Here is a 15350-nt window from a genome sequence, read left to right on the forward strand (position 1 = left end):
GTGTTCCTCCGCTCCGTGCCGGACGGCAGAAAGCTAGGAAGCCCTTGGCGGTCTCCGCACGCGGACGTTCCGGCCGCCGGAACGCGGGCAGTTGTCGTCCCGGTGGCCGGAACGCGGGAACCGCGACCACCGGGATCTTCCCTACGTTGCGGCCCATGCCGTCTCACACCGACATCTCCCCCGGCGCACGCCGGGCCATGACCCTGACCCTTGCCTGCTCCGCGGCGCTCTCGGCGTCCCTGCAGACCGTGGTCGTGCCCCTGGTGCCCGAGATCGGCGGACAGTTGGGAGTCGGTGTGGGCGCGGCCAGCTGGGTCCTGACGGCCAACCTGTTGTCGTCGGCCGTGCTCGCTCCGGTGCTGGGACGGATGTCCGACCTGCGGGGCAGACGGCCGCTGATCCTGCTCTGCCTGGCCTCGGTCGTCGTCGGTTCCCTGCTGTGCCTGGTCTCCGCGTCCCTGCCGGTGCTGATCCTCGGACGGGTACTGCAAGGTGCGAGTGGGGCCCTGTACACCCTGGCGGTGAGCCTGGTGCGGGAGGAGCTCCCGGCCCACCGGGTGCCCGGCGCCACGTCGCTCATCGCCGGGGCTCTGGGCCTGGGCGCGAGTCTCGGTGTCGTCATGGCGGGTCTGTTGAGCGGCACGGGCGGTGACTACCGGCTGGTGTTCGCCGTTCACTGCGTTCTCACCTCGGCGGTTCTGGCCACGGCGGTGCGAACACTGCCGAGGGTGGTGCGGACGGGTAGCGGTGGACGGGTGGACTGGTGGGGGGCGACGCTCCTGGCCGGCTTTCTCGTCGCGTGGCTCACCGTGCTCTCCCAGGGCCGCGTGTGGGGCTGGTCGTCGCCCGCCGTGCTGGCCGCGACCGGCGGGGGCGCGGTGCTGTGCCTGGTCTTCGTGATGGTCGAGCTGCGTACGCCCGAACCGCTGGTGGACCTGCGGGCGTTGCGCGGCCGCAGTGTGCTGCTGATCAACGGCCTGGCGCTGCTGAGCGGAGCGCTCATCATCGTCGGACGGCTGCCGGTGTCACAGTTCGTGCAGACGCCCCCGTCTCTCGCCGGCTACGGCTTCGGGGCGTCCGTGCTGTCGGCGTCGCTGGTCTTCATGCTGCCGGGTCTGGTGGCGGCCATGGGCGGATCCGTTCTGGACAGCCGCCTCGTCCAACGGTACGGAGGCCGCAGTGCCGTCGTCGTGGGCGGCGGTGCCGGGTGTGCCGGCTACATGGGTCTGGCGCTGCTGCACGACGCCACCTGGCAGCTGATGGTCTTCGGAGCCGTCGTGGCCGGCGCGGTCAGTGTCGGCGCCTCGGCACTGCCGGTGCTGCTCGCCCGCCACGTTCCGGCCGAGGACTTCGGCGCCGCGAACGGCATCAACGCGCTGAGCCGCTGGATCGGTTCGGCGGCGGCGAGCGCCACGGTCGCGGCCCTGCTGACCGCGCCGGAGGGACGGAGTTACCCGCAGTCGTCGTCGTACGTCCAGGTGTTCCTGCTCGGCGCCGCCCTGTCCGCGGCCGTGGTGGTGATCGGCGGCTTCACCGGGAAAGCGGTGACATCGGGAAGGGATGCCGTGCGGGCCGCGGACCGGACGGCCGGCGTCATGCGGGCAAGCTGAGGTCCGCGCGTCGGCCGATCACCGCGAGGACGGCGTTCAGGGCGCGCCGCAGACTGGTGACGTAGTCCTGACTTACCGACGAGTGGGCCACGGTGGCGCCGTCGGTGATGTCGAGCGTCATGGCGGCCAGCTCCCGTGCGACCGCCGCGGCGTCGGCCAGTCCCGCGTCACGGGCGACGGGTTCGATCACCCCGGCGAGGCGGTCCACGAGGATTTCGTGGATGCGCCGCGTCTCCGAGCGCACGTCCAGATCGTCGTGTTCCTGCAGGCGCAGCAGGAGGAATACCCGCAGGTACCTGGGTGACCGCTCGAACACCTCGGCCGCCCTCATGTAGTAGCTCTCCAGCCGCTCGCGGGGCGAACCGTCGAGGGCGGTCCCGGTGGGCAGAGCGTCGAAGAAGCGCTCGGTGCCGTGCCGGAGCACACCGACCGCCAGGTCGGCCTTGTTCTGGAAGTGCCAGTAGAGAGAACCGACCGGCAGACCGGCCGCCTTGCACACCGCGGAGATCGACATGGCGGCGTAACCGCGCCGGGCGAGCAACTCCTCCGCCGCGTCGAGGAACACCTGCTTGGACGACGCTCCGGCTTCTTGTGTCATGCGCCTATTGTCCTCGGCACCAACGGCCACGGAGCTGACGGGGGGGCGGACCGTCACAGGCACCCCGACGCGTGTGTCAGAGACCTGGACACGGCGGCAGCCGTTTCGCGGAGCGGCCTGATCAGCACATCACCGTTCCCCGAGGCCGCCGGGAACGCCACCGACAGGGCCGCGACGACCTGGCCGCCGAGACGCAGCGGTGCCGCGATACAGCTGAGCCCTTCGACCGCCTCGCTCCGGTCCCTGGCGACGCCCTCGCCTTCGATCCGGCGCAGCTCACGCCGCAGCACCACCGGATCGACCACGGACTGCGAGGTTCTGCCGCGAAGGGTTCCGCTCAGCACGGCGTCGCGTTCCGCAGCGCCCGCGTGTGCCAGCAGCACCTTGCCGACTCCGGTGAGATGGGCGGGCAGGCTCCCGCCGACCGCCGTGGGCAACGGCCGGGCCGAGCGGCTGCGCAGCTTCTCCAGGTAGATCACGTCCGCTCCTTGGAGTACGGCGAGGTGGAGAGTCTGGCCGGTGGCCCGGTGCAGGGCCTCCATGTGCGGCAGAGCCACGTCTCGCAGGGCCACCTCGGGGGAACAGGACCCGAGCTGGAACATCGACAGGCCCATGCGGTAGCGGTCGCCCTCCCGGACCACGGCGCCGAGCTGGGTCAGCATGCCCAGCACCCGGTGCACCGTCGACTTCGGCAGCTCGCTGCGCCGGGCGACCTCGGCCAGGGGCATACGGCGGTTGTTCTGGTCGAAGGCGTTCAGGACCGCGAACGCCTTGTTCAGGATGGAGGGGGTCGCTGCGAACCGGGTGTCCGGGATGGCAACGGCGCCCGGGGCCGTCTCGGGCATCTGACCTCCATCGCTAGAAGGATCGTTCTAGTGATGGAAGTTACGTACGCGTGTCGGGTCTGTCAACGGTGTCGTCAAAATGTTTGGGGACTTGGTCCGCCGGCGGAGCGAGCAGATCTCAGCCCGGCGACGCCGACCAGGTGGCGTCCCGCCAGGTGGTGCAGGGGATCAAGGCGCCGGAATCCGCAGGCCGGAGCTGGTGGCTACGCCGACTCGGGCGTTCGCCCCGCTCCAGCGGGGCGCTTCGCGGACTGCCGCCTCGACGGAGATCGCCACCGGGCCTCGAACCGGAACGCGGAGCGCTTGATCCCCTACACCACGTCGCGGGACCGGCCTGAGCCTGCCGCGGCACTCGAACACAGCCTTTGGTCCTGCGAGAGTGCTAGCCACCTGCGTGCGTTGCGTGAGCGCTGCGTGAGCGGACGGCGTGGGACGAGCCGTCACACGCCGGTTCCTCTCCCCATACCGCGAGGCGCTGATCAGGCAGAACAACACCACGCGGCACGGTCAAGTGCCACCCGGCAAGGATCCGATCCCACTCCTAAAGCGGGTGTCGCAGGTGCGAATCCTGCCGGGGGCACAGAGAAACACCTGGTCAGAGGCCCTTCCGTCCGTCGAACGGGAGGGCCTCTGCGGTGGCAGCACGCATACGGCACCGACGCCGGCCGCGGCCACCTACAGTTGCTGCTCCCACGGATTGACCACCAGAGCCCCGGTTCGGGCCATGTGCTTGATGTTGCGTGTGGCCACCGTCCAGCCGTTGGCCAGGGCGGTGGCGGCGATCAGGGCGTCCGGCGGGTCGATGCTGGTGCCGGCGGCCTTGAGCGTCTTGTGGATGGTGAGGTAGGCGGCCGCTTCCGGTTCGCCGATCGGTGCGATGCGGTCACGGAATTCGTGCCGTACCGCAGCGAGGGCTTGTGCGTAGCGGGCTTGCCTTACGGGATCCGGGGCGGCGGCAACGCCGGCCTCGATCTCGACCACGGTGATCACGCTCAGGAAGCGGTTGGGGCGGGCCGTGGACCGGAACCAGGCCAGGACGCGCGACCCGGGCTTCGCCCGGGTCGTGAGCTCGGCGACGACATTGGTGTCGAACAGGTAGATCACTCGGCGTCCGTCTGCGCATCGTAGGAGCGGGCGCCGAACTCCAGACCCTCGAAGGGCCGGGAGAGCAGGAATTCCTCGAAGCCGTCGTTGCTCAGCGTCACCCAGCGGTGCAGCATCTCGGGCAGAGCCTCGATCTCCGTGTCGGCGAGCTCCGCGTCGAAGTGCCGACGCTGGTCCTCGGGCAGGGACTCCCGGATGTCACGGATGGTCCGCAGCGGATGCGACGACGGGCGCGGCGGGTGAGGTACACCGCTCGGAGCTGTGGGCATCGGCATCCCCTCCGCGTGCATCGGGCTGCGTACTGCTGCTGGTCCCAGGCTACGGGTTTCCGCCTGCCCGCTCACAACCTTGGGACGAGAGCGGGGCATCCGTCAGCCTGGCCGCCGAGCGGCAGCGGCAGTTCTTACGGCGTGCGCCTGGTCGTCCTCGTCAACAGGTACCGCCCCCAACCACGTGGTCGGCCGGAACGGATTCGGCACACATGAGGCCGGGAACAGCTGGGAACACGCGAGAACCGTAGAGGAGTGATTTCGCAGGTCAGATGCACTGGGGGCTACGTTTGCGCAGGCCACAGCCCCGCCCAAGGAAAACTCCTTTAAAGCGGGTGTCGCAGGTTCGAATCCTGCCGGGGGCACCAAAGTAGACACATTCGAACCCACGGCACCCCGCAAGGGGGCCGTGGGTACAGACGACAAGCCCCCAGCGGCGCTCAGCGCCCTGGGGGCTTTCTCGTGGGCGCGAGCTTTGAGCGCCTGCTCCAGGGCCCCTGTCAGGGCAGTCCTGCCGCCTTCAGGGTCCTGCTGTCGGACCACTCCGGCGCTACGTACGCCCTCGTCCAGCAGCACCGCGAACGGCTCGGCGTACGCATGCTGCACCTCGCCCTCCTCATCGATCATGAGGTGGGTGAAGAACGCCTGGTTGAAGAGCCGTCGCACCTGCGGCGGTGCTGCCAGGTACGCGGTGTGACAGTCGCGGGCCAGGTCGAGCGCCGCTGCCAGGTTCGCTTCGATCTTCTCAGCTTCGACCGTCGCCGCCTTGAGCCGCTCCTCCACAGTCGCCAGTCGGCTCCCGATCCGTTGCTGCTCGGTAGCGATGAGCTCCATGGGCATAGCGCCGCTGTAGATCGCTTCGACCAGCTTCTGTCGCTGGGCAGTGAGCTTGAACCTCTCGGCCTTCAGCAAGCGGTGCTCTCGCTCGGCGTCCTCGCGGTGGGAAGCGAGCGTCTGGCGTATGCCGACCTCCAGCGCACTGCGTAGCTCTGGCTCCAGCCGTACCGTCGCCCAGTGCTTCTCGACCATCCTTTCGACCTTGCCGACGAGCAGCGCCTTGCGGGTGCAGGAAGTGATCTTCTGGTGGCGTCCCAGGCAGACGAAGTACGGATAGATCGTGCCGTGGCGGTTCTTGGCCACAGTGATGATCAGCCGGCTGCCGCAGGTACCGCAGAACACGCTCGACTTGAGGTAGTGCCGGTGTTCGCGCTGTTTCTCGCCGACCAGGTGGGAGGCGAGGACGTCCTGCACCTTCTGCCAAGTGACTGGGTCAATGAGCGGCTGGTGCCTGCCTTGGTGGGCAACGCCCCGGTAGACGACCTCGCCCTTGTAGTACGGGTTGGTCAGGATGTTGTGCAGGATGTTCGGCCTCACTGGGCGAGCGGCGAGCTTGGGTGTCCGCCTGGTGGTAAGTCCCCGTAGCTCCAGCTCTTCGGCCATGGAGCGCAGCGTCCACTCGCCGGTAGCGAAGGCCACGAAGGCCCAAGTGATCAGCTCGGCCCGCTCCGGGTCAGGCTCGACGGTACGCTCCTCGCGTCCCTCAAGAGTGATGCGTCCGACGTTGCGGTAGCCGAGCGGTGCGCGTCCGGGCGTGCCACCTCCCTTGGCCTTCTGCGACATGCCCTTGTGGACTTCGGTGGCCAGGTTGCGGGAGTAGAACTCGGCGATGGACGACATGATGCCGTGCAGCAGCATGCCCGAAGGCGTCTCGTCTATGTTTTCGGTCGCCGACACCAGAGTTGCTCCGGCCTTTTTGATGGCCATGGTGATCTCGATGTCGTCGACCCTATTCCTTGCCAGCCGGTCGACCTTGTGGACGAGAACGTAGTCGACCTGGTTTTCGGTCAGGTATTTGAGCATCCGCTGAAGGTCGGGGCGGTCAGCGGACTTGGCCGACTCCCCGGCGTCTACGAACTCGGTGACGATGACCGCGCCGAGGCTTTCCGCCTTGCGGCGCAGCGCCTCACGTTGCGCAGGGATCGAGTAGCCTTCGGACTGACCACCTTTTTGCGCCTGTTCTTTGGTCGAGACGCGGAGATAGGCAACGGCCGTCTTCGCTGGGTCGACACTGGCAGTCATTGTGTACTTCCTGTTCATGCTGCTCCTTTCTCTTAGCTATGTTTGTTGCGGGGGTAGGTCTTGCTACGCGCTGCCACTTTCTTTCGCCGCTCGATGCACGCGTTCCTCCACCTCCCGAACCACCGATTCAGGCAGATGGCCGTAGCACTGCCGCAGATGTGCTGCAATGCACGGAACGCCACATGCAGTGGTCTGTCCGGCCTCGGCAAGCATGTCCACGAGGGTTATCTCCAAAGCGCTAGCCAGGGACGACAACGTGTCGAGCCTCGGATGCCGAGCGTGTCCGGACTCCAAGCGCAGAATTACCTCTGCATCCAATCCGCTCCGCCTCGCCAGCTCACGAACACCCCACCCCTTACTTTCACGCAGTCGCTTTACATATGCCCCTAAACCTCGCGCTTGTTCGTCTGTCATTGTTCTCGACCTCCATTGTTTTGCCGTCCTATTTTACCTCCGTTAACCCTAAATTCCCAGCGTAATCCCATGACTACACTCCGGAGTTCCCGGGTTTCGGTGATGGCGGCGAGAATGAATTGATGATGCCCGCATTTCAATTCACGCTCCGCCTTGCGTTCCATCGCCACCAGCGCCCGTGATCGCGTCCCGGAACCGTTCTTCGGTAACAATCCTGAACAGCTCACGCTGCAAGCCCCGCTCGGCATCCAACGCCGCAGCAATGACCCGCTTTCGCCGCTCATCCGGCACCACCCACAGCACCGCCGGAAACAATCCATGCTCGGCCTGATGAGCTCCACTCGCCGCATACCGCTGGTACGCCCCGGCTTTTCGCACAATCACGCCGGGATGCTCCGTCGCCCGGTCTATCTCGATAAACCAGTGGTCTTCGAAATCCTCGCTCGCAGTGATGGCGAACAGATCCGGCTTCAGCCAAGAGCGGGCACCATATGGGGCCAAGAACGAGCGCCAGCAGGCCGGTTCAGGCTCCAGCGCCACCAGTTCCACCGCGCCCCGGCGGTCGAGCTCCCGGAGCTGGACGGCTGCCTCAGCCACGGCCAACGTGTGATCCACGAACAACGCTGACGGCTCGATGTAGCGTCGCCGTTTCTCCTCGCCGTGCAGCACGCGCAGCAGCCGCTCGCCCGTGGCGCCGAGCTGCCAGACGATCCCCGACGATCCGGCCCGCACGCCTCCAATGCGCCGCTTCAGTCGGGCCACCAGGCCGCGCGCTTCCAACCGGCTGAGCACGCGCATCGTCGCCACGCTCGCGGCGGCCTCGGTCGCGTGTCGCTTGCCCTCAAATGTTGGTTGATCGTGGGTGAAGTGCAGCCGTCTCAACAGATCGGTGGTCAGCAGTCGAAGATCGCGCAGCGAGTCCAGCACGGCCCGGTCGCGGTCAGACAGGTGCGTCAGCAGGTCAGCGACGGTTTCCCTAGGCATGACCGCCTCCGAGCACCAGGCCGCCGTCCGGGATGCGGGAAGGACAACCAGACGGGCAGTCAGTCCCATCCCGTACTGCCGAAGAAGGCCGGTATGACCTGGGGAAACCAGATCGCTCGCTCGACGCGAAGACACGGGCGAGGAGTCGCCCGAAGACACGGGGCGGTGTTGGTCGCTGGGTGCAGACCGGGCGCCTCATGACCGACCTCCTCGGCGTCGCCGTCTGCGGCCGATCTGTGGTGTCGGTTCGGGCGTGGGCGGTGCTGGCGTTGGTGCTGGGGTGTTCGCGGGTCGGGTCGGGCTGGCGTGGTTGCGGCGTACCGCAGCCCGCATCGCCGCTACATCGGCTGTAGCCGGTGGCGGTGGCAACGTCTTCACCAGCGCCCAGCCCGAGGGCGCTCCGTCAGCTACGAGGTTGGCGTAAGCGTGGAAGCGCGGCAGAGCCATGAAGTCTTCGGCTTCCAGCTCCGGCGCCAGCCTGGCCATGTCCCGCGCGTCATCGAACTCGGTGGCGAAAACGATCTTGCTCCGGGCGTTGCTGTCCACGGCACTACGCAGCGCAGGCGGGAACTGCTCGCGGAACTGTGCTGCCAGGAACCACCCCACGCCGAGCGAGCGCGACACCGCCAGCGCATCGGCCAGCGAAACCGGCAAGTTGATAAACCGCGGCGCTTCATCGACGTAGACCACACCCGGCCGCCGCGCAGCACCGGGCTCGTTCGCCCGTTCCTGCGTGGCCTGCCAGATCTCCGCGATGACCAAGCTGCCCAGCAGCCCGGCCGTCCCCGGCCCGATGAGTCCCTCATTCAGGGGCACCAGCACGACCTTGTTCCGCCGGAAGGTGTCGCGCACCCGGAAGCCCTCGCCGCGCTGGTCGAGCATCCGCACCACCGCCGGCCGCAGCAGGAATTGCCGCAATTTATTCATTCCAGGAGCAATCGCCGCAGCTTGCGCACCCGGAGACTGTCCCTCGTACCAGGCCCAGAATCCGGCCAGGGCAACGTCGCCGCGCACTTGTCCAACGCGCGAGCGACGGAACTCCACGTCGCTGAACAGCCGGGGTAGATCGACCAAGGTCGAGGGCGCGTCCGGGCTGCTGGTGCGGGCCAGTGTCCTCAATCCCGCCGAGAAGATGTCCGCCGTACGAGCACCCCACCCTTGGGAGAACACCGCCTCGAACACAGCCAGAATGCCGTCAACCACCACGTCGGGATCTCGGCCGGTTGTGTCCAGCGGATTGAAGCCGACCGGGTGTTCATCGGCGGCATTCAGCTCCACCACATCGCGTACCCGGTGCTCGGGCAGGCGGGTCAGGATGTCGTCTATGAGCTGCTGTTTTGGATCAAGTACCACGACCGGCCGACCGGCCTCGACGTCCGCCAAGATCAGGTGCAGCAGCGCCGTGGTCTTCCCCGAACCTGACGGCCCGTAAGCGACCCCGTGGTAAGTCTGGTCTTTCGGTGAGATACCCAAGCGGCGATCATCACCGGGTGCGGCACTGCGCGCGAAGACGCGAGGTCCGTCGTGGACGTTGGCTGCTGCCCGCAGCGGAAGGGGGTGCAGCGGCGGCAGGCCGGGGAGGTCGTCCTCACCGAGCGGCCAGCCCAGCAGACCGACCAGCTCCGAGACACCGAGGCCGAACGGCCACCGCCACGGGCGTCGCCCCGCGTTCAACCGTGCAACCGAGTCACGTACCAACTCCAGCCGTACGCCGGTCCCCTGTGCCACCTTGAGCGCCGTCAGCAAGCTCGTCATGAACCAGCTCCGGCGCTCACGTTCCGGGCTGGCAACGCCGAGCCGGATGGTCAGCGCCCGTCCGGGTTGTTCGGCGCGCTCGCGCAGCCGGTTGCGAATCTCCATGCTGGCCGGGCGCACCCCCGAGGTCAGCAGATGCAGCAGGGGCGTCTCCGGATCGGCGACCTCCTTGGGCACGCTGCGCGGCCTGCGGCCTGGGCCGAGTACGAACTGCACGGCCATAGCCTCGCCGTTGCCCAGTGGGGCGGCCAAGGCCGACAGCAGTGCCCGCGTCGTCACCTCCGCCGCATCGGTGCGCAGCGGCAGCGAAGGGGGCCGCAGCCGCACGCGAGCGGCCATCGTGACCGCCGCACGCTGTTCGGCCGCGCCCAGCGGTGTCAGCACGGTGCCCGGGAGCAGATCCGTGAACAGCCGGCCCAGCCGGGGCAGGTCGACAGAGCGAGCGCCGAGCAGGTGCCGCACCCCATGTACGTCGGCCCGTACCTCCAGCACGACCGGCGCCCGCATGGGCTCCACCACGAGCCGGGTGACGAACACCCCGACCTGCGCCTCGGTAAGCGGACGGGGCAGGTGCAGCCGGGTGAACGTCACCTCATTCGCGTTGCTCGCCACCCGTGCCACCTCCCTGCGTATCCGGTTCCTCTACCGCTGACCGGTCAGCGCCTTGACCGGCGTTGTGCTGCTCCTGGGCCGCGCGCTCGGCCTCGGCCTGAGCCAGGCTCAGGAGCGCACGCCCGAGCTTTTGCATGTCCGGCGGATCGCGGCGTATACCGCGCACCATCAAGCGCCGTTCGCGCTTCTCGCGCAGGCTCTTACTGTTTCTCTTTCGTTTTCCCATGTACTCGCCTCCTTCCTGTTTCGGTTGCTGATGGGTGTTGGCGATCGCCAACACCTCGCTTTTTTCACTTATTCGATATTTCCCCTCACCCGTCAAGCAAGGTTGTCCATTCCACAACGCTCCACCCCTGGCGTTCGGGGAGAGTGGTGGATCACCACCTGGAGCGCCGCCAGCGGACAAACTCCACCGCACCCCAGGTGATTCCGGCGATCCCGCCTGCTGCGATAAGCCAGGGCAGAATGCTCCGCAGCAGATCGACCGCCACGGTGAGTGCCAGCGCCATTCCGAGTACCAGCAAGCTGGCTTGGAACAGCCACTGGAACGGGTTCTTGAACGGACCGCCGCTATTCATGGCGCATCACCTCTGTCGCCGGTCGCTGGGGACCGGATAGCCCGGGATGCTGATGTCGGACTCGATCTCGTTGCCCCACACGAGCCACTGCCGGTTGCTCGGCGGACGACGCCGGGCGAATAGTTCGAGGTACGGGCCGGCGGAGATCCGCTCTATGACCGAGTACTGCTCGTCGGGCTTCCTTGAGTGCTCCTGCACCGGCGCATTGATCCATGTCGGCTGGCTGCGGAAGCGCACGGGCGCGTTACCCCGCGTCGCGAACAACAGGTGTTCGGTCGCGTTGCGGAGCGTATGCCCCAGCCCCAAGCGGAACTTGATCCAGGTCAGCGGTGCCCGGACGGTGAACCCCCACGCCTCGGCCACCTCGTAGCCCTGACGCAGCGTGTTGTTGGTGACCCACAGCCACAAGTGCGCGTCAACCTCGGCCAGTGCGTTGACCGGCAGCGCCTTGATGCGCTCCATGCTCATGAGCGGGTAGTGCCGCTCCGCACCCTTGGCGCCTGTTTGTTGGACGTCCCACGGAGGGTCGGCCAGAATGGTCCGGAACTTCTTCGGAACATCACCCGATGCCCGATACCGTTCCTCCTCTTTGATACTCACGTACTTCCTTCCTCCTTTCTGTTACCGGCTCACTTGTCTTTAAGCTGAGCCGGGATACGCGCTTGACTTTGACGAAGCGCGCAAATATTGGAAACCGTTGGTTCGCTTGAAGGTTCGGGCGAACATTCGCCCGGAGGCACGGGTGCCGACCTCTGTCGGCAACTAGGGTCAGCGCCCGTGCGCCGCAGCGAAGAAGTGCGTTGTGGAATGAGCAACGAGCCGGGCTACCGCTGTTCCTTATGCACGTAGCTGCCGGGTCGGTGCGTAACCAGGCTGGCGAACAAGGCGCGCGCCACAGCGCCCGGCGGATCGTCTCGCTGAATAGGCGTCACGGTGATGGATTCCGCGAAGGCGTCTTCCGCCATGTAGCCACCGAGCACCACGGCATGAACCGCGCCGGGGAATTCGGCCAGTTCGGTCAATGCGGCAGACTGATTGGCATCGAGCAACATGTAGTCCGACAGCACCACGACCGTGGTCTCGTGCTTGGGATGCGCCTCGGCCAGCGCGACCGCCTGGCGCAGGCTGGGAAGGAGACAACTGCTCCCGGCCCCATCCGGCGGCACGCTCAGCCCGGCGCGCAGCCGCTCCATGCTCCCCTTGTTGATCGTCAGCGGCGGCACATCGCCGCTCGTCGGGGAGTCGAAGTGCAGTACCGCCCCCAGTTCGTGAGGCGCGACCTTCTTGCGGGCCACGGCAGCGAAGGCGTACTCCACCTCCGTGTACCGGGCTGACACAGGATCGGAACCCACCACCGGGCCAACCACCGAGCCGGAGTTGTCGAACACCGCGATGAGCAGCGTAGACATCGAGGACGGCCGTCCCGCAGCCCCCAGCCGGAACTCCTTCAGCGACGGCCGATACTCCGTGCGGGCCGGCGCGCGGCCGAGCAGCGACGCCGGAACCAGCCGGGGCAAGAGCAGGCTCACCGCTCATCACCGTTGACGTATTCGAAGTGCTGCCGGTCGCGCCGCCCGACCACGTGGCCATCGGCGGGGAATCCGTGTCCGAGGATCTGCGGATTCTGGCGTTGCACGCGCCAGTTCAGCGCCTCCATGCGCCAGGCCGCCGCCTGCCCGCGCAGCACCGACTCCGTCTGCACCGAGCGGGCAGCTTCCTCGGCCTCGGCCCGCTGCCGCACAGCCGACGAGGAGGCAAGCCGCTGGTACCGAGCTTCGGCTCGCCGGGCGCGCTTTTCCTTGGCGTACACCAGGTCGCTTACTTCGTCGCCTGCGGAGAAGGCCAGAAGATACGATGCCAGGGCCGTTGCCGCACCGAGACATCCGAAGGTCACCCCGGCCGCACCACCTTCGACACTGTCGCGCAACGTGAAGATGCCGAAGGCCACCAGCAACACCACGCCCAGCGATACGACACCGACCAGCCCCACCAGTCCGAGGCCCTTGTCCGTGTCGCCGGAGAACAGTCGGATGTAGCGGCGCTCGTCTTCGCTCAGCGAGTCCGGGTCACGCTGCCGCATCTTGGCCATTCGCAGGTACTTCACTTCGAGCCCCACCAGCCCCGCACAACCGGCGGCGACACCGGAGGCCAGCGCCTGACCGAAGGCGATGTAGGGCACATCACCCCAGCTCACGGCCGAGGCCCACACACCGGCCATGTCCCCCAGGACCAGCACGAGCCAACATGCCCAGTACCGGAGCTTTCCTCCCGGTTCGCGCCGTGTGTAGGGCGACAGCACTCGCGCGGCGTGTAGGTAGTCCACACGCGCCTGCCGAAGCTCTTCCTCCTGCCCGACGAGCAGGACCTGAACTCCAGCAGCCGCACCGTCCAGCCCCCGAGCCTGGGCGCGCAGCGTACGGCCCCGCTCCTCACCTTCGGCCGACCACAGAACCTCTTGCTCGTGAGCCAGCGCCGCGTACTCGCGCTCGCTGTAAGCCTCCCCGAGGTTCGACGGACGCGGGAGCGCCGCAATTTCGTCGAGTCTGGGCAGGGAGACCGCGTCGGCCTCTTCTGTCCACGCATCGGCCGTCTCACCAGAGGCAGACAACTCCTTGGCCATGGCTACCGCCCCGCGTAGTCGGTGACCGACGTGCACTGGTCAGCCTGCGTCCGTGCACACAGCGCGTCGTAGTAGGCGACCAGGCCCTCGACCACCGTCGACTTGGGCGGCTTACCAGCTACGCGGCCCAGGCCCGCCACGGTCACCACAGCGCCGGGCAACTCCGGAACCGAGGTCTCCTCGGCCAGGGCAGCGGCCTTCTCCGGGCTCAGCGGCTCCTTGTAGAGGTTGACGCCAGCCGTCTGGAAGCCGTCGGTGAACACCACCAGCCGCAGCCGATACCCGTCTCCGAGCTGCTCGGCCCATTCCTGGGCAAGTCGGAACTGGGCCGTGATATCCGAGCCACCGCCCGGCAGTTCCGCGACAGCGGAGTCGTAGCTGCCCCGGATCTGCGTCATGGTCTTGTCGACCAGCTCCGGTACGCGGCGTAGGCGACTGTTGGTTGTCGCACCATGGGGCTTGAGCGCGTCGTCGATCAGTTCGATCGTCCCGGAGCTCGACGGGCCGAAGACCTCCACCCGCAGCCGACCGCCACATACCGCGGTCTCGCGCACGATCGCCTCCACCGCGTCCAGCCGTTCCGCCTTGATGGCGTCCGCGTCGCTCGAACCAGTGCCGTCGAGCCGCACCATGGCGGCGGGCGGCTTCGTCTCGCACCTGGACGCGATGCGCTGGAGTTCATCCAGCTTGCCAGGCTGCGGCGCGTCGTTGATGAGCCCGCAGCCGGTGACCGCCACCGTCACAGCAGTCGCAGCCGTCAGGGCCAGCGAGCGGGGAACAGGCCAACGCACCCGCGCCGGCACCTTCTTGGATTCCATGAAGTACCTCCTCAAGAGGATTGGTTGAGGGATTGAGAAGCGGCCGGGCATGAGCGCCCGGCCGCGAGAGATGCCAGTTACCAACGCCGGTCGTCGGGGTTGATCACGGGAAAGTCGTCCAGCAGTACCAGCTCGCGTGCAAGTCGCTGCTTGGCCGTGGCCTCGCGCATGCGCATTGCCTCCGTCACTGCAATGAACGTGTCGAGAAACTGCCAGCGGTAGTTCTCAAGCCAGTGGCGAAGCTGGCGGAGTTCGTCACTCATGAATCCCCCTTGTTGATTTCGGTGATGAGTTCTGGGGCCGGCGGACACGGAGGTCCGCGCCCGCCGGGCATTTCTCAGTGCTTGCCGTGCCTTCCGCAGCAGCAGCGCTGTTCACCCATGGCGATCTTCGCGTCATGGGCGAATTGCACTGCCTTACCGATGAAGTACGCGGCAACAACGGCCGTAATGGCCAATAGCTCGGCCATAGCCCCTCCGAGGGCGTTGGGAGCGGGTTGCGAGATTGACCATGACAGGCATCAAACCGGACGGTCAATGAAATCCGCTCTATCGACCAGTGGTCGACTAGTCAATGACTATTAACACAGAAAAACCGCTGGTCAGCGACCAGCGGCATGAGTAGTCAAGCTAGGATTCGGGTTGTTCGGGGGGCTCGCCGTCTCCTGTGACCGGGGCCTGCGCTCCTGGCTCCGGCGGGAGCTTGCCTTCGGCCCTCAATATCTCGCCGTAGTCGTAGTCCTCAAGGTCTACTACCGGCCTTTGAGGCTTGCCGTAGTCGTAGCTCTCAAGGTCCACTACCGGCCTCGACATCTCGCCGTAGTCATAGTTCTCAAGGTCTTCATCGGATATCGGGGTGCGTGATGTGAAACCCTCGTAGGAATAGCCCTCATCCGCTGGAGTCGCATTATCCGCCTCGCGCTGCGTCGAGGCTTCCGACTGATTGGACTCGTGGGGATTCTTTTCCGCTTTGCCCATGTATGCACTATTTATAGCTCTTTGTTAATTATCATGCAATAGCCGTATCTGGCAATGTCCTGTCCCAGGGCAAAGCAGAGCGCTACG

18 protein-coding genes are annotated in these 15350 nt (G+C 66.7%); 1 reads left to right on the forward strand and 17 read right to left on the reverse strand.

From position 1 onward, the window contains the following. Nucleotides 1–155: 155 nt before the first annotated feature. On the forward strand, nucleotides 156–1610 hold the full coding sequence (locus tag ACWD3C_RS11850; protein ID WP_451142686.1) for an MFS transporter: 1455 nt from the start codon (nucleotides 156–158) through the stop codon (nucleotides 1608–1610). Here the strand turns inward: ACWD3C_RS11850 and ACWD3C_RS11855 are convergent. The 17 genes from ACWD3C_RS11855 to ACWD3C_RS11935 all read right to left on the reverse strand — a co-directional run bounded on the left by ACWD3C_RS11855 (nucleotide 1594) and on the right by ACWD3C_RS11935 (nucleotide 15263). Further along, nucleotides 1594–2208: a TetR/AcrR family transcriptional regulator gene (locus tag ACWD3C_RS11855; protein WP_451142688.1), complete on the reverse strand. Its 615-nt coding sequence runs from the start codon at nucleotides 2206–2208 to the stop codon at nucleotides 1594–1596. The two genes, ACWD3C_RS11850 and ACWD3C_RS11855, sit on opposite strands and share 17 nt — an antisense overlap. A 53-nt stretch (nucleotides 2209–2261) precedes the next feature. Then, nucleotides 2262–3053 carry an IclR family transcriptional regulator gene (locus ACWD3C_RS11860; RefSeq protein WP_451142690.1) on the reverse strand — a complete coding sequence of 264 codons (792 nt, stop codon included), beginning with the start codon at nucleotides 3051–3053 and terminating at the stop codon, nucleotides 2262–2264. Nucleotides 3054–3728: 675 nt separating this feature from the next. Then, nucleotides 3729–4157, reverse strand: coding sequence for a PIN domain-containing protein (locus ACWD3C_RS11865; RefSeq protein ID WP_451142692.1), 429 nt, complete (start codon nucleotides 4155–4157; stop codon nucleotides 3729–3731). Beyond that, nucleotides 4154–4426 (reverse strand): hypothetical protein, encoded by a 273-nt coding sequence (locus ACWD3C_RS11870; protein WP_451142694.1) that lies wholly within the window; start codon nucleotides 4424–4426, stop codon nucleotides 4154–4156. Before ACWD3C_RS11870 ends, ACWD3C_RS11865 begins: the two co-directional genes overlap by 4 nt. 102 nt (nucleotides 4427–4528) lie before the next feature. Continuing rightward, complete coding sequence (locus tag ACWD3C_RS11875) at nucleotides 4529–6523, reverse strand: recombinase family protein (protein ID WP_451142696.1); 1995 nt, start codon at nucleotides 6521–6523, stop codon at nucleotides 4529–4531. Between the two features lie 45 nt (nucleotides 6524–6568). Then, nucleotides 6569–6919: a helix-turn-helix domain-containing protein gene (locus ACWD3C_RS11880; RefSeq protein WP_451142698.1), complete on the reverse strand. Its 351-nt coding sequence runs from the start codon at nucleotides 6917–6919 to the stop codon at nucleotides 6569–6571. A gap of 141 nt (nucleotides 6920–7060) precedes the next feature. Next, nucleotides 7061–7903 (reverse strand): replication-relaxation family protein, encoded by an 843-nt coding sequence (locus ACWD3C_RS11885; protein WP_451142700.1) that lies wholly within the window; start codon nucleotides 7901–7903, stop codon nucleotides 7061–7063. Nucleotides 7904–8098: 195 nt separating this feature from the next. After that, a complete protein-coding gene (locus ACWD3C_RS11890) occupies nucleotides 8099–10270 on the reverse strand; it encodes a type IV secretory system conjugative DNA transfer family protein (RefSeq protein WP_451142702.1) in 2172 nt (723 codons plus the stop codon). Continuing rightward, nucleotides 10251–10592, reverse strand: coding sequence for a hypothetical protein (locus ACWD3C_RS11895; RefSeq protein ID WP_451142704.1), 342 nt, complete (start codon nucleotides 10590–10592; stop codon nucleotides 10251–10253). The genes ACWD3C_RS11890 and ACWD3C_RS11895 overlap by 20 nt, the downstream gene beginning before the upstream one ends. Before the next feature lie 55 nt (nucleotides 10593–10647). Then, on the reverse strand, nucleotides 10648–10848 hold the full coding sequence (locus tag ACWD3C_RS11900) for a hypothetical protein (RefSeq protein ID WP_451142706.1): 201 nt from the start codon (nucleotides 10846–10848) through the stop codon (nucleotides 10648–10650). A gap of 6 nt (nucleotides 10849–10854) precedes the next feature. Then, the gene (locus ACWD3C_RS11905; RefSeq protein ID WP_451142708.1) at nucleotides 10855–11448 is read right to left on the reverse strand and encodes an MT-A70 family methyltransferase; all 594 of its coding nucleotides are present in this window, start codon (nucleotides 11446–11448) and stop codon (nucleotides 10855–10857) included. Between the two features lie 224 nt (nucleotides 11449–11672). Beyond that, nucleotides 11673–12377: a hypothetical protein gene (locus ACWD3C_RS11910; protein ID WP_451142710.1), complete on the reverse strand. Its 705-nt coding sequence runs from the start codon at nucleotides 12375–12377 to the stop codon at nucleotides 11673–11675. After that, complete coding sequence (locus tag ACWD3C_RS11915; RefSeq protein ID WP_451142712.1) at nucleotides 12374–13468, reverse strand: hypothetical protein; 1095 nt, start codon at nucleotides 13466–13468, stop codon at nucleotides 12374–12376. The genes ACWD3C_RS11910 and ACWD3C_RS11915 overlap by 4 nt, the downstream gene beginning before the upstream one ends. Nucleotides 13469–13470: 2 nt before the next feature. Then, on the reverse strand, nucleotides 13471–14286 hold the full coding sequence (locus ACWD3C_RS11920) for a hypothetical protein (RefSeq protein WP_451142714.1): 816 nt from the start codon (nucleotides 14284–14286) through the stop codon (nucleotides 13471–13473). 77 nt (nucleotides 14287–14363) lie between these two features. Further along, nucleotides 14364–14549, reverse strand: coding sequence for a hypothetical protein (locus ACWD3C_RS11925; RefSeq protein ID WP_451142716.1), 186 nt, complete (start codon nucleotides 14547–14549; stop codon nucleotides 14364–14366). Between the two features lie 74 nt (nucleotides 14550–14623). Next, a complete protein-coding gene (locus tag ACWD3C_RS11930) occupies nucleotides 14624–14755 on the reverse strand; it encodes a hypothetical protein (RefSeq protein ID WP_451142718.1) in 132 nt (43 codons plus the stop codon). 160 nt (nucleotides 14756–14915) lie between these two features. Next, nucleotides 14916–15263, reverse strand: coding sequence for a hypothetical protein (locus ACWD3C_RS11935; RefSeq protein ID WP_451142720.1), 348 nt, complete (start codon nucleotides 15261–15263; stop codon nucleotides 14916–14918). Between the last annotated feature and the right edge of the window lie 87 nt (nucleotides 15264–15350).

This window comes from Streptomyces sp. NPDC002845 (assembly GCF_053591955.1).